General features: G+C 64.0%; 15 protein-coding genes. 7 read left to right on the top strand and 8 right to left on the bottom strand.

Translation table 11 applies throughout. The features are described 5' to 3' along the window. The first annotated feature begins 155 nt into the window (after window positions 1-155). Both G3O06_RS02435 and G3O06_RS02430 read left to right on the top strand, forming a co-directional pair. Window positions 156-950 (top strand): SDR family oxidoreductase, encoded by a 795-nt coding sequence (locus G3O06_RS02435; RefSeq protein ID WP_205814833.1) that lies wholly within the window; start codon window positions 156-158, stop codon window positions 948-950. Window positions 951-1,147: 197 nt separating this feature from the next. Continuing rightward, a complete protein-coding gene (locus tag G3O06_RS02430) occupies window positions 1,148-2,659 on the top strand; it encodes an aldehyde dehydrogenase (protein ID WP_205814832.1) in 1,512 nt (503 codons plus the stop codon). A 220-nt stretch (window positions 2,660-2,879) separates the two neighbouring features. Here the strand turns inward: G3O06_RS02430 and G3O06_RS02425 are convergent, their stop codons facing one another. The 4 genes from G3O06_RS02425 to G3O06_RS02410 all read right to left on the bottom strand — a co-directional run bounded on the left by G3O06_RS02425 (window position 2,880) and on the right by G3O06_RS02410 (window position 6,658). Continuing rightward, a complete protein-coding gene (locus G3O06_RS02425) occupies window positions 2,880-4,013 on the bottom strand; it encodes a TIGR03364 family FAD-dependent oxidoreductase (protein WP_205814831.1) in 1,134 nt (377 codons plus the stop codon). Between the two features lie 294 nt (window positions 4,014-4,307). Continuing rightward, window positions 4,308-5,189, bottom strand: coding sequence for an endo alpha-1,4 polygalactosaminidase (locus G3O06_RS02420; protein WP_205814830.1), 882 nt, complete (start codon window positions 5,187-5,189; stop codon window positions 4,308-4,310). 29 nt (window positions 5,190-5,218) lie between these two features. Then, on the bottom strand, window positions 5,219-5,512 hold the full coding sequence (locus G3O06_RS02415; protein WP_205814829.1) for a hypothetical protein: 294 nt from the start codon (window positions 5,510-5,512) through the stop codon (window positions 5,219-5,221). 24 nt (window positions 5,513-5,536) lie between these two features. Continuing rightward, window positions 5,537-6,658, bottom strand: coding sequence for a glycosyl hydrolase (locus G3O06_RS02410; protein WP_241019462.1), 1,122 nt, complete (start codon window positions 6,656-6,658; stop codon window positions 5,537-5,539). A 511-nt stretch (window positions 6,659-7,169) separates the two neighbouring features. On the opposite strand from G3O06_RS02410, the gene G3O06_RS02405 reads away from it, so the two are divergent. Then, on the top strand, window positions 7,170-8,573 hold the full coding sequence (locus G3O06_RS02405; RefSeq protein WP_205814828.1) for a GGDEF domain-containing protein: 1,404 nt from the start codon (window positions 7,170-7,172) through the stop codon (window positions 8,571-8,573). 97 nt (window positions 8,574-8,670) lie between these two features. On the opposite strand, the gene G3O06_RS02400 is transcribed toward G3O06_RS02405, so the two are convergent. From G3O06_RS02400 to G3O06_RS02390, 3 genes are all read right to left on the bottom strand, one after another. Beyond that, entirely contained in the window at window positions 8,671-9,345 is a 675-nt protein-coding gene (locus tag G3O06_RS02400) for a lytic polysaccharide monooxygenase (protein WP_174968798.1), read from the bottom strand. Window positions 9,346-9,962: 617 nt separating this feature from the next. Continuing rightward, complete coding sequence (locus G3O06_RS02395; protein ID WP_174997529.1) at window positions 9,963-11,000, bottom strand: LysR family transcriptional regulator; 1,038 nt, start codon at window positions 10,998-11,000, stop codon at window positions 9,963-9,965. Window positions 11,001-11,082: 82 nt separating this feature from the next. After that, a complete protein-coding gene (locus G3O06_RS02390; protein ID WP_174968686.1) occupies window positions 11,083-11,826 on the bottom strand; it encodes an SDR family oxidoreductase in 744 nt (247 codons plus the stop codon). Window positions 11,827-12,021: 195 nt separating this feature from the next. Between G3O06_RS02390 and G3O06_RS02385 the strand changes: the two genes are divergently transcribed. Then, window positions 12,022-13,521, top strand: a complete 1,500-nt coding sequence (locus tag G3O06_RS02385; RefSeq protein WP_205814827.1) for a PLP-dependent aminotransferase family protein — start codon at window positions 12,022-12,024, stop codon at window positions 13,519-13,521. Window positions 13,522-13,885: 364 nt separating this feature from the next. Beyond that, window positions 13,886-14,386, top strand: coding sequence for an Ohr family peroxiredoxin (locus G3O06_RS02380; RefSeq protein ID WP_205814826.1), 501 nt, complete (start codon window positions 13,886-13,888; stop codon window positions 14,384-14,386). Window positions 14,387-14,502: 116 nt separating this feature from the next. Here G3O06_RS02380 and G3O06_RS02375 read toward each other — a convergent pair whose 3' ends face one another. After that, entirely contained in the window at window positions 14,503-15,711 is a 1,209-nt protein-coding gene (locus G3O06_RS02375) for an NAD(P)/FAD-dependent oxidoreductase (protein WP_205814825.1), read from the bottom strand. 273 nt (window positions 15,712-15,984) lie between these two features. Between G3O06_RS02375 and G3O06_RS02370 the strand changes: the two genes are divergently transcribed. Both G3O06_RS02370 and G3O06_RS02365 read left to right on the top strand, forming a co-directional pair. Continuing rightward, complete coding sequence (locus G3O06_RS02370) at window positions 15,985-16,986, top strand: bestrophin family ion channel (RefSeq protein WP_205814824.1); 1,002 nt, start codon at window positions 15,985-15,987, stop codon at window positions 16,984-16,986. Window positions 16,987-17,293: 307 nt separating this feature from the next. After that, a complete protein-coding gene (locus tag G3O06_RS02365; protein ID WP_205814823.1) occupies window positions 17,294-18,073 on the top strand; it encodes an acetoacetate decarboxylase in 780 nt (259 codons plus the stop codon). Window position 18,074: the final 1 nt, after the last annotated feature.

Raw genomic sequence — 18,074 nt, 5'->3', positions numbered from 1 at the left:
CTGTCGACGGATTCGCGATCGAGATCGGACAGGGATCAAAGCTACGTATTCAGGCATGACGTTCGGCACGAACGATCGCCGGAACAGGGCGAGCACATCGCGTCCGCCGACTGCTTCGCATACGCGCGAACGCAAAAAAAACACCAGGAGACATCATGCAGATAACGTTGACCGGCAAGGTTGCCGTCGTGACCGGCGCCGCACAGGGCATCGGCCGTGCCATTGCGAAGCAGCTCGCGGCGTGCGGTGCCGACGTGGTCGTGAACGACATCGACGAGCAGCGGATCGCGGCGGCCGTCTCGGCCATCAAGGCCGAGATTCCCGGTGCAAAGGTGCGCGGCGCGGCCGCCGATCTCTCGACCGCCGCCGGCTGCGACCGGCTCGTCACGCAAGTGCCCGACTGCGACATCCTCGTCAACAACGCGGCCATTTTCGAAACCGCCGATTTCTTCGACATTCCGGACGCCGCCTGGCAACGGTATTTCGACGTCAACCTGATGTCCGGGATCCGCCTGTCGCGCGCTTACCTGCCCGCAATGGGCAAGCGCGACTGGGGCCGCGTCGTGTTCATCAGTTCCGAGTGCGGGATCAGCACGCCGCCCGACATGCTGCACTACACGATGACCAAGACCGCGCTGCTCGGCATCTCGCGCGGCCTCGCGAAGCGCATGGCCGGCACCGGTGTCACGGTGAACGCGGTACTGCCGGGGCCGACGTTGAGCGAAGGTGTGAAGACCTTCCTGGAGGCGGAGATCCGCCGCACCGGCAAGACCATCGAGGAACAGGGCGCGGAGCTGGTCAACGCACTGCGCCCGTCGTCGATCACGCGGCGCTTCCAGTCGGTCGATGAAGTGGCCAACCTCGTGCTCTACACCTGCTCTCCGCTCGCGTCGGCCACCACCGGTGCGGCGCTGCGCGCGGACGGCGGCGTGGCCGACACGCCCATCTGAGCACGCAACCGCGTTGCGGCGCTCGACACCGGTCGCGATACGCGGACGTCTATCGAGCAACCGCGGCGCAACGCATCGACGCTGCGACAGCGGCCAGCGGCCAGCGGCACCACCGGGGATCGGACCGTGCGTTCGGCCCGAGCCGGTACATCGCAGCAGGTGTTCCCGAACGACGTACGACCTATCCGGAGTATCGAATGTTGAATGAATCGCTCGCCACGACAGATCATGCGCCGCTCAGGCGCCATGAGCATCTGTACATCGACGGTGCGTGGGTCGAGCCGATCGACGGCGAACTGGCCGAGAGCATCGACCCGGCTACCGGCCGGCCCTGGGCCATCGCGCCGATGGGCGGCCCCCGGGACATCGATCGCGCGGTCGAAGCGGCACGCGCCGCGTTCCACGGCACCTGGCGCAGCACGCCGGGGCATGTCCGCGCGGCGCTGCTGCGTCGCCTGGCGGAGTTGTTCAGCGCCGCGATCCCCGAGCTCGCGGTCATCGAATCGCGCGACAACGGCAATCTCGTGCGCGAGCATCGCGCGAGCCTCACGGCACAGGTGCAGTGGTACCAGTGGTTCGCGTCGCTCGCGGACAAGGCGCAAGGCGCGACCATCCCGATCGACGACAGTGTCCATGCGTTTACGACGCGAGTCCCGATCGGCGTCGTCGGCGCGATCATTCCGTGGAATGTCCCGCTGCTCGCCACCTGTCTGAAGGTCGGTGCGGCGCTCGCGGCCGGTTGTACCGTCGTCGTGAAGCCCGCCGAGCAGACCCCCGTATCCGCGCTCGAACTCGCACGGCTGGTTCACGAAGCGGGCTTTCCGCCGGGCGTGTTCAACGTCGTACCCGGCTACGGGCGCACCGCCGGCGCGCACCTGGTCAAGCATCCCGACGTCAACAAGATCTCGTTCACGGGTGCCAGCCAGACCGCGAAGCACATGGTGCGCGACGGTGCCGACAACCTGAAGCGCTTCACGTTCGAACTCGGCGGCAAGGCGCCGCATATCCTCTTCGCGGATGCCGATCTCGACAACGCGATCAACGCCGCCACCGCATCGGCCTGGCGGCTCACCGGACAGAGCTGCGCACTCGGCTCGCGCGTGCTCGTCGAGCGGCCGATCTACGATCGCGTCGTCGACGCGTTTCGAACCCGTGCGAAGGCGGTGCGCGTCGGCATGCCGTCGATCGACTCGAATCACATGGGCCCGCAGTCGCATGAAACGCAGTTGAACAAGACGCTGTCCTACGTCGAAGTCGGCAAGCAGGACGGCGCCGAGTTGATCGCCGGCGGCCGGCGCATCGCGACGCCGGAGTTGGCCGCCGGCTATTTCGTCGAGCCGACGGTGTTTGCGGGCGTCACCAACCAGATGCGGATCGCACGCGACGAAATCTTCGGGCCCGTTGCCGCGCTGATTCCGTTCGACGGCGAGGACGAGGCCATTGCGATCGCGAACGATACGCCGTACGGGCTGACCGCGGGCCTCTGGACACGCGATGTCGGACGCGCACATCGCGTGTCGAACCGCATCGACGCCGGCATGGTCTGGGTCAACACCTACTCGTTCCTGCGCTGGTCGACGCCCTACGGCGGTTTCAAGGCCAGCGGCTGGGGGCGTGAAAACGGCATCGACGCGCTTGAACCGTACCTGGAAACGCGGACCACCGTGATCAGCACGACGGGGCAGTTTCCGAACCTGTACGCGGATTGAGCGGGGCATGCGATGAAGGCACACCCCGCCGCCAAGCGGCCGGGGTAATCGCCGCAGGCTTGTGTGCCGTGTCACGAATAACCGGCACGCAGGCACGCCTGCATGTCAGGCGCGCGCGTTACCGATAAGGCCAACCAGCACGGTGCGGGACAGCCCTGTCGGTCATCGACAGCGCAAATCCCGCGAACCGGGCGAATGCGCGACGCGCATAGTCGCCCCCTCACCACGCGGCAAACACGTCCTGCGCGATCCCGAAGCCCGTGCTCATCCCGGCGCCGCTCGTCACGACAACGACGCGCGTGCCGTCGTCCGGCGCCTCGATCACGCAATCGGCATCGGCTGCCGACGGATAGCTGCCGGTCCAGCGTTCGACGATGTCCAGTTCCGGCACATCGAGCGTCTCGTGCAGCAGGCGCAGGATCAGCGCATCGATCTCCTGCGTCGCGAACGGCAGCGGCGCGGCGCCGTATTCGTGCGAATCGCCCACCACGAGGCTGCCGTCGGCGCTCTGCACCGCGATCAGGTGGATGCCGTAAGCGAGACTCACGGGCTCCTCCTCGTTCAGGCGCGTGCGCAACGCACCGGCCGCGGGCAGCGCCGCGAAACCCGCGTAACGCAGCAGGCTCAGGTCGCTCATCACCGCGGCGCGCAGCGCCAGCGGGCGGCGCGGCCGTACGCGCAGCATCTGCAACTGGCACAGCCGGACTGCATGCCGCGCGAACCAGTCGCCGTACAGGTGACGGCTGTCCGCATTGCCGCAGACGATCACGCGCTCCGCATGCAGTACGCCGCGCGACGTCCGCACGGACGGCGTGCGCACCTCGTGCACCATCTCGCCGTAGCGGAACCGCACGCCGAAGCGTTCCGCCAGCCACGACGCCAGCAACCCGATCGCGGTACGCGGCTCGATGCGCAGTTCATGGGGGCTGTGCAGCACGCCTTGCGCGCCGTCCAGCCGCAGTTCCGGCGCCGCGGCCGCCGCTTCGCCGGGTGTCATCACCCGGCAGCCGTCGGCCATGCCGGTCTGCATGAAGGCGTCGATCAGGTGCATCGCCTCGGGGCGACGCGCAATCAGGTGCAGGCCCTCGTGCAGCACGTCGATGCCGGCCTGCGGCGCGACGTCCGCCCAGACCTCGCGGCTCGCCCGCGCACGCCGCCAGCTGTGTTCGGCGTGCTGCCCGGTGACGGTGACGAAGCCGAAATTGCGGATCGACGCGCCCACGCAGGCGGCATCGCGCTCGATCACGCAGACGCGCAGCCCCTTGAGTGCCGCCGTATACGCATGTGCGAGGCCGACGATGCCGGCGCCGACGACGATCACGTCATAAGCATCTGCCGCTGCGGTGGCGTTCACGATTGCACGTTCCTTCTGTCGAGATGATGCACGCCGCCGCTCCGGCAGCCGTGCGCATGGCGTGCCGCTCGCTGCGTCGCATGAACGGATCTTCGGGACCCGGGCAAGCGGGCCGGCTCGCGCCGTTCATGCCCGGAACCGTCGCCCGATACCGCACTATCCCGGCGCGAGATGACATTCGCATGAAAAGCCACAAAACAGCATGAATTGGCAAATTTTGCCATCTCGACAAGTGAGAACAGCACGCTTCACCCGGGCGGCATACGGCGTTCGCACGCGCCGCCTCCCCGCCGCTTACTCGAACCGGCAGGCCGCGCGCGGCAGCGCCGAGAGCGTGTCGCTCGACAGTTTCAGAATGCCGTCGAAATTGGCCTGGTTGTCCGCCGGACAGAAATCCGCGAGCTTCATGCCGTCCGGGCGCGTGTACTCGACATTGAACACGGCCTTGTTCAGCGCGATGAAGCTCGCGTAGCCGTCGCACTCGTGGAACCTGTTGCATTGTTCGTTGAGCGCCCAGTCGGCCACTTTCGCCATCGCGGTCGCGATGCCCGAGCCGTTCTTGAGGCCCATCGACATCCCGCGATCGTGCGCGGCGGCAATCAGCGCCGTGTTGTAGCGCAACTGATCGTCGCGCGTCAGCGGAAAGCCCGTTTCCTGGCGATAGCTGTCGTCGAGGTCCGGCTCGATGCCGTCGCAGCCCTTTTTCTTCGCCTGGTCGAGACGCGCCAGCATCAGCGGCATCAGGATCGCGGTCTGGCGAATGTCCAGCCAGCGTTCGTGATCCTCGTAGCCTTCCACCGGGTTGCCGAGCACGCTGTCCGGAAACTTGCCGGCGTCTCCTCGGGTATCTTCGCGTCCACCCACCTCCATGTAGCAGACGACATAGATGCCCTTCGCCTTCAGGCGCTGGATCGTGCCGGCATCGGTCAGCTCCATGTCGACGTCGAACATCTTGCGGGGGTTGTTCACGCCGTCCAGCACCGTCTCGTTGATCCGGTTGCCGTCGATCTGCCATTGCCAGCTCGTGCCGGGCACGAGTGGTTTCCACGCGGCGGCTTGCGACGCGCGCGCCGAGGCCGCCGCGACGGCGGTGCCTGGCACGGACGAATCCGAGTCGCCTCCGCACGCGGCAAGCAGCAGCATCAGCACGAATGAAGCGAACGATCTGGCGGACATGACGAATCCTTTGCCTGTTGGGCGGCTTGTCAGGATGCGAGGAAGCGAGGAAGACACGTGCAGCGGGATGCGGGCGATGTATCTGCCGATGCTGCGGTGATGCGGGCATGCGCGAGGCACGCCCGGATGGTAGGTGGGAACGTCACGCCCATCTGTTCCGATTTGTCGATTTTTGTCGGCACGGCGGCCGCGATCCTGCAGATCAACTCGCATTCGAACGGCAGTTGCCGTTCAAGGCATGCACTCGGCGACGCCTCCGGTTGCCGGTCGCGGAAGTCGGAGACCATGCGAAACGTCGTCGCAATGATACGGGCGACCCGCATGGTCTCCACCCTGCCCGGCTTCGTTCATTTGCCGGGCGCCAGGCCGTTGGCAAACCGGTTCGTATAACCGAGCGTGCCGACACCGCCGATCGAATTGCACGTCGACGTTGCCGCGCCCGGCGGACAATCGACGTCACGGTCGAACGACCAGAAGTGGACCCCCACGAGACCATTCTGTTTCACGAACTGCGCAACGGTGTCTGCATCCGCCGGCGTAAAGGTTTCGCCGGCCACGTCGTTGCCGCCGATCATCGGCGTCAGCTCGATCTGGCTGTACGGTACGCCCCAGTGATCGTGCAGGTTCATCGCCGCCTGGATCGCCGACTGTCCCATCTGGCAGGTGCCGTTCGCGACCACGCAATTCCCCGCCCCGGCCGACCCGTAGTCCATCGTCATCAGGTCGATGGTGTAGTTCTTCAGGCCGTACGTCTGAATCGCCTGCATGACCCAGTCGCCATACACGTTGAAGCTGTCGGGGGCGCTGGCGCCCCAGGAGCTGGCCGTGGTCGCGCCCTGCTGGGAAGGAGCCAGTGTCGCCAGCGTGAAGCTGAAGCGCAGGCCGGGATAATTCTGCTGGGCAACTGCCACGCGCTGGACGAGATCGTTGATCACCTGTTGTGTCTGCCCGCCCTCGATATCGAAATCGATCCCGATCAGGTTGTTCGATGCATAACGATTGATGAAGGCCGTCATGCCCGCATCCGTCCCGCACGTGAACATGCCGGCCGCGCCGCCGGTGGAAATCACGTAATTCACATTGGCCGCGGTGAAAAGCGGCACATTGGCGGCCGCCATCGCACCGCCGTCGACGCCCGCCCAGTTCTCGCTGCCGCATTCACCGGTCGCAAACGCGAGCGTCAGCGTACGTACACCGGTTGGCAGCACCGACAGCACCGGGGTCATCTGACCGGTGACGTTCGTCGAGATGACGTTCGTGTTCCAGTTCATCGAAATCGTCGCGTCCTTGTACGGGCTATAGACGAATGCCGGCGCCGTGCCGGTGGCCGTCCCGCCCGCCGCGGCAGCGCCGGTGCCGAAAGACGACCATGCCAACAGAAGCGCCAGCGCGCCCCTCAAGGTCGATCGCCGCATCATTCCGGATTGGTTCTTCTTCATTTTCATGCCCTCAATTCCGATCTGGTTCATGGTTTCCCCTTTCGATTGACAAAGCTCCGCCCAGGTCGAATTCAAAAGAAATCAACCTTACAAATTGTCATTTGAAGACAAACTTCGATATTGATTATGTTTTTATATCAACAACGGGAAACACCACGACTTCAGTCGATGCTGGTGAAGCCCGAGAGGGTGCGCCCGCCGCACGGTGGCGGATACCGGTATTTCGACGGCCGTTGTAGTGATGTTTCAGTCCGGCATCCGCGCTTCGATTTGTTATACTACATAATCATCCGGCATCAACCCTGGAATCGACTATTTCCACTCATGTCGAAATCCGAAATACTCATGCGATCGAATTGCCATATTGAAATTGTCGCCATTCGATAATTCAAACGGATATCTCGCAGCCATCTGGATTATTGTTCAAGTTGACGAAGTTCAGGCACTGCGATCGTGCTTCATCGTATTGGCGACCGACCCGCCATGATGTCGTGGTTGCCGTTCTCATCCTTGATGCATCCACCAAAACTGGAGGCAGATCATGACCGTCAATGTCGCCGCCCAAGAATCGGCCCGCACCGCCCAACTGGTCACCCGGATGTACGCGAGGCTCCTGCTGGTCGGCTTCGCGCTGGTGCCTGCGTACCTGATCGCCTACCTGTACGTCTTCCAGGACCCATCGCTGAAATTCGAGAATCACGCCTTTCACGAACTGGCGATCGCGATCGCCACGCTCGAGGGCGCGTTCGTCACCTATGTCTGCTGGCGCTGCTACCGCCTGTCGGGTGAGCCGTTGCTGCGCTGGCTTACGCTGGGCTTTCTGGGCTTTTCCCTCATCTATGCGCTGCATGGCTTGTTCACCGGCATGGCGCATCACAATATCTGGCTGTTCCTGCTGTACGGGCCGGCGTCGCGCCTGGCCATGTCGATCCTGATCCTTGTCGGGCAGTTCACCTACAGTCGCAAGGCCGACAGCGCAGCAACCCGCGCCGATCCCCGCGTCTGGCTACCCTGGATCGCCCTGTTCGGGCTCGTCGACGTCGCGGTCGCCGTGATCGCCTTCTCGCCGGTGGCCGGCAACCCGTGGGTACGCCTGTCGATGGAGGGCGGCGCACTGCTGCTCTCGGTCGTCAACGTCGTTGCGCTGGTCGTGCGCCGCATCCGCTCGCCGCTGATGACGATCTACGGCATTTCGGTGACGTCGTTCGCGCTCTCCTCGCTCGCCTTCATCCTCGGGCGGCCGTGGAATCACATGTGGTGGCTGGCGCATGCCATTTTCGCGGCCGGCTTCTTCCTGCTCAGTTTCGGCGTGGTGCAGGCCTTTCATACGACCCGTTCGTTTTCGAAGATCTACAGCCAGGCGGAACTGTTTGCCCGGTTGAGGGAAGCGATGGCGAGGACGGAGCGCGCGCTGCAGGCGCTTCAACGGACCAACGAAAAGCTCGAGCACCTGGCGGCCACGGACCCGCTCACGGGCGCGACCAACCGGCGGCAATTCATCGAAAGCGTGGAAGCGGAAATCAACCGGGCCAAGCGCAATGGCGCGCCGTTCTCGTTGCTCGCGCTCGATCTCGACCACTTCAAGGCGATCAACGACAGTTACGGACATCAGGCGGGCGATCAGGTGTTGCAACGCTTCGTCGACAAATGCGCCGATGCGATCCGGCCGTACGATGGCGTCGCGCGGGTGGGCGGGGAGGAATTCATGGTGCTGCTTCCGCAAGCCGCGCTGGACACCGCCCAGTCGATCGGCGAGCGCATCCGCGCGGCGGTCGCGGGCGCGCCGTTCGAAGCAGGCATCGGCGCACCGATCAAGGTCACCGTGAGTGTCGGCGCCTCCGAATTCGGCAGGGACGGCGAGACGATCGACGCGATCCTGCGCAAGGCGGACGAACGCCTGTACCGCGCGAAGCATCTAGGTCGCAACCAGGTGGTCGCCGGGTAGCCGGTTGCCGTGTCAGTGCCGTCCGCCGCGCCCCCGGCGGGCGTTCTTCAATTCATGACGCCCCGGCCATCGCCGGGCGCGTCATGTGGCAGCAGTATCAGAACGGGCTGCGTGTCGTATCGCCATTGGTGAACGTCGCGTCGACGACCTGATAGAACGCCATCGCCGTATCCGCGACTTCCCAGACCGCAAGGATGACGTGGTAACCGCTACGCACCGGCAACCGGCATTGGTGAATGGTCGGCTGCTGCGGCACCAGGTTCGCGTTCGGGTCCCAGTATGGCTGGCCGGGATTCTGGATCGTGCAGAACGGCGTGGGCTCGAACTGCGCGCGCGTCAGCTTTTCCGACGGGTTCCAGTCGGCGCGTGTAATGAAGTAGTTCCAGCGACGCGTCTTGTGCACCGCGCTGAATTCCCATTTGAAATTCTGCAGCGCACCCGGCCGCAGCGGGATCTTCTGCCAGCGGCTCGGCGACTGTTCGTTCAGCACGGGCAGCGGGCCATTCGTGCTGGCGCCGGCGATTTCACCGTCCGCTGGCGGTGCGGCATTCTTCGCGTCGGCCGGCGCGAACGGATCGGACAGGCCGCTTTGCGTCGCGGGGAAGAACTTGCCGTTCTCCATCGCGTTCGCGTGCCAGGCGTCGACCGGGCAGTTCGGATTCTGGCCTTGCGTGCACAGCACGATGCGCGAAGGCGGTTCGGTCAAACGACCGTGCGCGTGAGCACCGGCCGCCGCGACCAGCAGTGCCACGCCGGCCAACGAGCATGGCATCACGGAAGCAACGTATTTGCGGATGATCTTTTTCATGAGCCCTCATGACATTGATGTCGGAACGGAGATGCGCGCATCGAGCCTGCCGCAAGATCCCTGGCAGGGATTCCTGTCGACGCGTCGTCGCGCACACTGAGCGGCAAAAGCGGTGGTCAAATGAAACCGCGGCAGGCGATGATTGATCGCCACGCTTCCTGACAAATCACTTTCACCGAACCGAACCTTATCCGCAAAAATCGGAAAAATAAACGTCCCGCATTGATAGTTTTTTAATTTTAATCAAATGCGTGAATCGTTTTCTATTTCAACCTGCTCTTGAATCGATTTAAATTGCGGAATTGAATAAACCGCCAATTCATTTAAAACACCGTTAGCGATCGTTCGGCAGGCGGTTTTGCGCTTCGGGGCTCGTTTTCGAATAGTGCGACGGGGCGTGGACGGATTGCAGAGAATCTGGGCGAACCACCCCGCCAGCCGTCACTTCAGGCGCGGCATTTCTCTCGCCAGGCCTCGTCATTCCGTTCGCGTGCCGAACGCTTCCGGATTTTCATCTGATCCGCCGAGCGTGATGCCGACAGATTCACCGCTGGCCCTCAACGTCTTCACTCACGAATTCTTCAGGCAGCCAATCCCGTCGATGAAGCAACCGTGAGATCCTGGTTGAACCGCGTCATGCAATTCAGGTCAAGTGCGCGTATCTGCTCGGTCATGAAATCGACGAAGATGCGAATGCGCGTCGGAAGATGTTGCCGGCTGAGATAGCAGATATAGTGGCCGCGATCTTCCGGCACATGCTTCGCCAGCGCGACGACCAGCTCGTTCGATGCGAGATGGTCGCGAATCTGATAGCCCGCCATCTGCGCAATACCCGCCCCATTCAGAACCGCCTGCAACACCAGGTCAGCGTCATTGAACGTGAGGCGTGAGGTCGGCAGGTACTTTTGTACCCGGCCATCGACGTTGAATTCCCATTCGAAGATGCGGCCGCTCGCAAAACGGAAGTTGATGCACGCGTGCCGGTCGAGCTCCTCCAGGCTCTGCGGGAGCCCGTGCCTCGCCACGTACGACGGTGCCGCGCAAAGCGCCATCTGCATCGGAATCAGTTGCCGCGCAATGATGCTGGAGTCCTCGATGCGGCCATTGCGAAACGCCACGTCGATCCGTTCCGACACCAGGTCGATCGGCCGGTCGTCGAGCAGCAGATCGAAGACGATGTCGGGGTACGCCTGCGCAAAGGTTTCCAGCAACGGCGCCACGATTTTCCGGCCGAACCCCACCGCCGAGCTGATCCGGATCAGGCCGCGCGGCGGCCCCTGCCGCAGTTCCAGCATGTCGTTCATGGCCTCGACGATCTGCGCGACGCCCTGGTGGCAGTTCTCGAAGAATCGCTGGCCTTCGCACGTCAGCTCGGTCATGCGCGTGGTCCGCTGGAACAGCCGCGTACTCAACTGCGCCTCGAGCTTCTGGACGTTCCGGCTCACGGCGGGCCGGCCGACGCCGAGAAGCTCGGCGGCTTTGGTAAAACTGCCCTCGCTCGCCACCGCGACGAACGCAAGGATGCCCGCGTAGCTCGCACCGAAGCTCGCCGAGAGTGCATCGGCACGACCGGCCAGGTCGCGACGAACACCGTGCTCCGCTGTATCCGATTGATTCATTTCCGCTTCCCCAGACATGTCGCTCACTCCGATTGCCCGTCGCCGGCGTGCGCCGGCGAACCGCTGCACGTGCGAACGCGAATCAGCTTCCTGCGAGCCACTGGTCGAGACCGATGCGGCCGAGTCGCGCATCCCCGAGCGGCACCAGCGATTTCTCCTCGACGCGGCCGCCGTAGTAACGGGCGTCGCGATCGGTCACGACCGTACGCGTATCGCCGACCGACTTCAGATACCGCGCGACGATCTCCGCGAACGGCGCGCGATCCGGGCCCGCGATCTCGACCGTGCCGTTCTGCGGCCCGGCGAGCGCGACCTGCGCGACGAGTGCCGACACGTCTTCCGCGGCGATCGGCTGAAACAGGCCGTCGCCGATGCGGACCGTACCGTCTTGCGTGCCGAAATCCGCGATGCCGCCGATGAATTCCATGAACTGCGTCGCACGCACGATCGTGTACGGCACGCCCGCTGCCTCGATCGCCTGCTCCTGCGCGACCTTGGCCAGGAAATAGCCGTTCTCCGGCATCCGGTCGCAGCCGACGATCGACAGCGCGACGTGATGGCGCACGCCCGCGGCCACTTCGGCCTTGCCGAGATTGCGTGCCGACGTGCGGAAGAAGTCCAGTACCGCCTGCGGTTCCCACGACGGCGCATTCGCCACGTCCACGACGACGTCCGCGCCCGTCAATGCGTCGGTCAGGCCCTCGCCCGTGATGGTATTGACGCCGGTGCGCGGCGACGCGGCCAGCGCCTGGTGGCCGGCTTCGCCGAGCAGCGTGACGACACGCGAGCCGATCAGGCCCGAACCGCCGATGACAACGATCTTCATCGCAAAATCTCCTGACGAATGGGTGTGACGGGAATGCGAGGCCGACGTGAAGAGTGCCGGATCCGATGCAGGCAGCGATGACCGTCGCATCACGTGGCGCAATTGTGGAAGAATCATGTCCTATCCATAAGTGCCAAGAATCGTCGATCGGACTGGTCCATGCGCTGTCCACTCTCCGTTACCCACGAGACCGTGATGCCTGAGCAAACGCCCCCACTGACCATCGAGATCGACCGGCAACAACAGTTGCCGATCTATCTGCAGATCTGCGAGCGGTTCAGAACCGCGATCGCCGCGGGTCATCTGCGTCCCGGCGACCGCGTGCCCGCATTGCGCGGCCTCGCGACGCAACTGAACACGGCGCGCGGCACCGTCGAACAGGCTTACACGATCCTGGTCGACGAGGGATATCTGCAAATGCGCGGCGCGGCAGGCACGTTCGTATCGCCGTCCCTGCCGAAATCGGTGACGCGGCCGGTGCCTGAGCGTGCCGACGATGCCGACCTGTTCCAGGCGCCGGGTATGTCGCGCGACAGTCAGCCGCCGCGGCGTCCGCAGCCGATCGCCGTCGCGATGAGCGGCGAGCCGCGTCCTTTGCAACCCGGGCTTCCCGCATTCGACGCATTTCCGCGCAAGGTATGGCACCGGCTCGTTTCGCTGCGCGCGAGCAGTGGCGAACGCGCACTGCTGGGCTACCCGAATCCGGCCGGCTACCGACCGTTGCGCGAACACATCGCCACCTACCTGACGCTGTCGCGCGGCGTGACCTGCATGCCGGAACAGGTATTCATCACGGGCGGCTATCGCGCAACGCTGGAACTCGTGCTGCGCAGCCTCGCGCGTCCGAACGACCGTGTGTGGTTCGAGGATCCCGGCTATCTGCTCGCGCGCAGTTTCCTGTCCGAGACCGGCGTGCAACTCGTTCCGGTGCCAGTGGACACCGAAGGGATCGACGTCGAGCGCGGCATGCAACTGGACGCGCAGGCACGCTTCGCGCTGGTGACGCCGTCGCACCAGAGCCCGCTCGGGCACACGCTGTCGCTCGCCCGGCGCATTGCGCTGCTGGATTGGGCTGAGAAAACGTCGGGCTGGATCGTCGAGGACGACTACGACAGCGAGTTTCGCTATGTCGGCCGCCCGCTGCAGGCGCTGAAGAGTCTCGACCGGCGCGATCGCGTGATCTATTGCAGTACCTTCAGCAAGGCGATGTACCCCGGCTTGCGGCTCGCGTACACGGTCGTGCCGGAGCGCGCGGTGGAGCGCGTCGAACGCGTGGCATGCAGCATGAATGCGGGCTCGCCGACGCTCTTGCAGGCGGCCCTGGCGGATTTCATCGAACAGGGGCACTTTGCCCGGCATCTGAAGCGGATGCGTACGCTGTACGGTGAGCGCCGCACGCTGATCGTGCACGCATTGCGGCAGGCGTTCGGCGAGCGGCTCATCGTCGAATTGCCGCCTGGCGGCATCCAGTTCGCGGTGCAGTTCACGCAGGGGCCTGACGGGCCGGTCGACGACGTCGCCGTTGCGGCGCGTGCCCGCGACGCGGGGCTCGCGGTCCTGCCGCTTTCGATCTGGTATACGAACAGCCTCACGCAGCAAACGCCGCGCGGCCTCATCATCGGGTTCGCGAACATCACCGATGCCGACGAAGCGTGCCGTCTTGCACAAATACTGCGGGGCTGCCTGGACCGCTGACGCGTCACGCCGCAACGGCGTACATCGGTGTGCATCGGCAACCGGTGCCGCCGGGCGGCGCGTGGGAATGCGTGGCGGCGACCCTCGTGCCGGAGTCCGGATTGGTGTCCAACGGGAAACATACAATCGCCCTGGACAGTCATACCGTCGCCGTTCGCGCTCCTCTAGCATGGGGGCGTCTTTCTCCCGTAGACGAACCCAAATCGGGCTGCACCGGAAGAACGTCGCATTCTTCACACGATCGTTCGCCCCACCCCATTTCTTGAAGACGCCATCTGCCCGGGCAGTGCAGCCCCCGCCGCAAGACGCTTCGACGAATGAATGACCGGGGGTCGGAGCGCGTCGTCGAACTCGAGCACGCATCATGGATGACAAGAAGCTGCAGGCCCCTCCGCTTTCCCTCCTCGACCGGTATCGGGGCCGGGATTTTCAGCCTCTGTATACGACGACTGTCACCGTAACCGGTGGCGAGACGGGGCACGGCCGCGCATCCGGGGTGGTCCGCTCGGACGACGGAAATCTCGCCGTCGATCTGCGCCTGCCCACCGAGTTCGGCGGGCCCGGCAACGGAACCAATCCGGAGCAGTTGTTCGCGGCGGGCTTCGCCGCGTGCTTCCACGGTGCGCTGAACCTGCTCGAGAAACGCGCCGACATGGAGATCACCGATACGGTCGTGGACGTGCAGGTTTCGTTTGGCCGCGACCCCATGGACGGCGGCTATGCATTGCTCGTCGATGTCCGGGTCCGGATGCCCGGTATCGATCGCAGCATCGCGGAAGAGATGGTTCGAACCGCGGAGCGCTTGTGCCCGTATGCAAAGATGGCCAGACAAGGCACCGTCAATATCGTGACCGTCGTCGACTGACTCGCTGCCTGCCGCGCGGCAGCGGCGTCTCGCCCGTGGAAGACGTTCAGTGCCGCTGCCGCGTGCCAAGCTGCCCCCGCCGAGCCACGCGCGACACGTGCGGGGGCACCGGCAGGTCAGCCGAAGGAGACTTGCGGATTGCCTGCCGCCAGCGCCTCGGCGCGATTCGGCGCAGGCGGATAGATCCATTGCGTGTTGATCATTTGCTTGCGCGCTTTTCCTTCCGCGTGCGTCAGCTTGATCTCACGGTCCCAGCCTTCCGAGTAAACAGCGCCCCACTCGCCCAGGTCGACGCATGTCGCATAGAACGGCTGCGTGTACTTCAGCGTCGGCACACCGATCAGATCCGCGGCGACGTTGTACCCGCCGAATTGCCCCATCACGATCGCGTGCTGGCACGACATCAATGCATAGTGCCCTTCATCGTCGCTGCGCGCTCGCGCCACGTCGCCCGCCACGAACACGTGCGGCGCGTCGGCGACACGCAGATCCGGCGCGACCTCGACACGTCCGAGCGGGTCGAGATGCGACGAGACTTGCGCCGTCAGCGGGCTGGCCTGCATGCCGCCCGCCCAGATCACGGTCATGGCTTCGATATGCGTGCCCGACGCGGTGCGAACGCCGTCCGCCCCTACCGACACGACGCGCGACCCGAGTACGGCCTCGATGCCCAGCGAGTCGAAGGCTTCCGCGACGTAAGGCCGGGGATTCGGGCCGAGATCCGGGCCGATTTCGGCCTGCGCGCCGATCACGACTACGCGAATCGCCGCGTCCGGGCCGAACCGTTCGCGCAAGCGATGCGGCAACTCGGTGGCGACCTCGATACCCGTGAAGCCGCAGCCCACGACCGCGACGGTATTGCGTGCCGGCGAATCCGGCAGTTTCGCCAGCGCAGCGAAGTGCTCATCGAGCGCGACCGCGTCCTCGATACGATCGACCGAGAACGCGTGCTCTGCCAGCCCCGGTACCGGCGGCCTGCCCAGCCTGCTGCCGCTGGTCAACAGCAACCTGTCATACGCGAGCAAACGCTTTTGGCCGTTGGAGCAAGCCACGCTCACCGTCTTCTCCTGAACGGCAATCTCTTCGACACTACCCTCGAGAAACTTCACGCCGACGGCGTCGAGCAACGGCAGCAGCGGCGCGGCCATGCGCTGCGGCTCGCTTTCGTACAACCGCGGCCGGATCTGCAATTCCGGTTTCGGCGAGATCAACGTGATTTCGACGTCGCTGCCCGTCACACCGGCACCATCCAGCACGCGAGCTGCGCCCAGTGCGCCCCACACGCCAGCGAAACCGGCACCCACTATCAAGATCTTCTGCGACATGATGATTGCCCTCGGTTGGAAAATTGCGATGTCGACGGATACCGGTTGCAAGCCAGACAGGCAGGCAAAATGCAAACGTCGTCGCGCGAGGTCATCGTAGGTTGACGCGGCATTGCGCAGTAGATCCGCAAGCGTGCTCACGGTGTTGCCTCTTCGGCACCAATCGATCACATCCCGGCCGAATCGATCGCAGGCATGATGCGTGACGAAAGATCGCGCGTGACCCAAGCGCCGCACTCGTCACCCACCTGAGCTATCGATGAGGCAAATAAAATGCATCTCGGGAAATCGTACAAGCTATCGGAATTTCTGATCTGGACGCGCTGGAAAATATACGAACTCCTCATTTTTGGTTCCGTCCCGGTCGTTCTGTATCAGTTCTTTTCCGTCACATGGCTGTCGATCCCCCTGACGATCGTGGCGCTGCTCGGAACCGCGACGTCGTTCATCGTCGGCTTCAAGAACGTCCAGACGTACAACCGGGCAATGGACGCACTGGAAATCTGGACCGGCATCCTGAGCAAGAGCCGCCGCTGGGGGCAAATCACGCGCGACTTCGTGAAGGACGAAGAGATTGCCCGAACGCTGGTCTATCGACACCTCGCGTGGCTCACCGCACTGCGATACGACCTGCGCCGTCCTCGTATCTGGGAAAGCACGAACAAGCGCTACAACGCGGAGTACCGCCGCTTCTACCGCGTGCCGGAATGGGAAAACGACATCAAGGAATTGTTGCCGAAGTACTTGTCCCCGTCCGAAGCGGAACAGGCGCTCTCTTCTGCCTCCATCACGACATGCGTGCTGAGCCTGCAGGGCACTTCGCTCAGGATGCTTCATCTTGCCGGCCACCTGAACACGAGTTTCTACATGGAACTTGAGAAAACCATCGGAGACTTCATTGACCTCCAGTCCCGATCGGAACGCTTCAAGAATTTTCCCTATCCACGTCAATACGCGACCGTCAGCTCCCTGTTCGTCCGATTTTTCTGCCTGTCGCTTCCGTTCGGTCTTCTGAACGAATTCAACCGGCTGAACGACAGCGTGAGCGGCTTCATGCACGGCAACATGGTCTGGCTGGTCGTGCCATGCAGTGTCGCCGTGTCGTGGATGTACACGTCGCTCGACCAGGTCGGCGAAAGCACGGAGAACCCTTTCGAAGGCGGCGCGAACGACGTCCCCATCTCGACGCTGTGCGGCACGATCGAGCGCGACCTGAAGGCAATGTTCGGGGAGCATGCCGTCGCATCGTCGAGCCACACCGTCATCGCGCTATAGCGAATCCGGCACCTCCCTGACGGGTAGCGTGCCGCCGCGCCTCCTGTCTTCGATTGTTGTCGCCGAGACAACATGATGAGGTCCATTGCGACGCTACTGCCGCAAGGCCACATCGCCTACGCTTGGTGCTGACGGTGGCCGTACGCGCTGCCGAACTCATCAGTGAACAAACCGGACACCGCAAGAGAAACGCGCGACCTCGCGCGGCAATTCTGCGCCGCGTTGCGCGTTCGCCCGTCATTCGCCGCGTCGGCCGAGGCTGTCGCGACGGGTATGACACAGCACTTCACCAACCGAGGAACGACCCGTGACCGAAGAAGACATCCGCGACAACGCCTTTGCGATGCCCGTGCACAACCCGGCGTATCCGCGCCCGCCCTTCCGTTTCATCAATCGCGAGTACTTCATCATCTCGTACGAGACGGACATGGATGCGCTCCGGGCCGTCGTTCCGGAACCGCTGACGGTTGACCATGCGATCGTCCACTACGAATTCATTCGCATGCCGGATTCGTCGGGATTCGGCGACTACACGGAGAGCGGCCAGGTGATCTCCGTCCTCGACGAGGATGGCAATCGTGCCAATTTCACGCACGCGATGTACCTCGACGACGAAGGCCCGATCGCGGCCGGACGCGAGATCTGGGGATTTCCCAAGAAGCTGGCGTCGCCGACGCTCCGCGTCGATGGCAAGGACACGCTGCTCGGCACGCTCGACTACGGCACGCAGCGCATTGCCACCGGAACGATGGGCTTCAAGTATCGCGCGCTCGACACGGCGGCCGAGCGCCGCAAGCTCGCCGACACGCCCAACTACCTGCTCAAGGTCATTCCGCACGTCGATGGCTCGGCCCGCATTTGCGAACTGGTGCGTTTCTTCCTGCGCGATGTCGACGTGATCGGCGCATGGGAAGGGCCTGCCGCGCTCGAGCTGCATCCGCACGCACTCGCATCGGTTGCCGATCTGCCGGTTCGCAAGGTGATCGGCGCCCGCCACCTCATTGCAAATCTCACACTCGATATCGGCGAAGTGGCTTACGACTATCTCGCCCCTGCCGAGTCGCTGAAACTCGCAGTCAACCAATAGG

The sequence above is a fragment of the Burkholderia sp. Ac-20345 genome (assembly GCF_017104825.1).
Taxonomy (GTDB): Bacteria; Pseudomonadota; Gammaproteobacteria; order Burkholderiales; family Burkholderiaceae; genus Burkholderia; species Burkholderia lata_B.
Note: the sequence above shows the minus strand (reverse complement) of the source record. Positions and strands in the feature narration are given on the sequence as shown.

What these genes read in the sequence shown, in the direction of transcription:
- G3O06_RS02435 (WP_205814833.1), top strand. Translation starts at nt 156, where the DNA reads ATGCAGATAACGTTGACCGGCAAGGTTGCCGTCGTGACCGGCGCCGCA.
- G3O06_RS02430 (WP_205814832.1), top strand. Translation starts at nt 1,148, where the DNA reads ATGTTGAATGAATCGCTCGCCACGACAGATCATGCGCCGCTCAGGCGC.
- G3O06_RS02420 (WP_205814830.1), bottom strand. Translation starts at nt 5,189, where the DNA reads ATGTCCGCCAGATCGTTCGCTTCATTCGTGCTGATGCTGCTGCTTGCC.
- G3O06_RS02415 (WP_205814829.1), bottom strand. Translation starts at nt 5,512, where the DNA reads ATGCGGGTCGCCCGTATCATTGCGACGACGTTTCGCATGGTCTCCGAC.
- G3O06_RS02410 (WP_241019462.1), bottom strand. Translation starts at nt 6,658, where the DNA reads ATGAACCAGATCGGAATTGAGGGCATGAAAATGAAGAAGAACCAATCC.
- G3O06_RS02405 (WP_205814828.1), top strand. Translation starts at nt 7,170, where the DNA reads ATGACCGTCAATGTCGCCGCCCAAGAATCGGCCCGCACCGCCCAACTG.
- G3O06_RS02400 (WP_174968798.1), bottom strand. Translation starts at nt 9,345, where the DNA reads ATGCCATGCTCGTTGGCCGGCGTGGCACTGCTGGTCGCGGCGGCCGGT.
- G3O06_RS02395 (WP_174997529.1), bottom strand. Translation starts at nt 11,000, where the DNA reads ATGAATCAATCGGATACAGCGGAGCACGGTGTTCGTCGCGACCTGGCC.
- G3O06_RS02390 (WP_174968686.1), bottom strand. Translation starts at nt 11,826, where the DNA reads ATGAAGATCGTTGTCATCGGCGGTTCGGGCCTGATCGGCTCGCGTGTC.
- G3O06_RS02385 (WP_205814827.1), top strand. Translation starts at nt 12,022, where the DNA reads ATGCCTGAGCAAACGCCCCCACTGACCATCGAGATCGACCGGCAACAA.
- G3O06_RS02380 (WP_205814826.1), top strand. Translation starts at nt 13,886, where the DNA reads ATGGATGACAAGAAGCTGCAGGCCCCTCCGCTTTCCCTCCTCGACCGG.
- G3O06_RS02375 (WP_205814825.1), bottom strand. Translation starts at nt 15,711, where the DNA reads ATGTCGCAGAAGATCTTGATAGTGGGTGCCGGTTTCGCTGGCGTGTGG.
- G3O06_RS02370 (WP_205814824.1), top strand. Translation starts at nt 15,985, where the DNA reads ATGCATCTCGGGAAATCGTACAAGCTATCGGAATTTCTGATCTGGACG.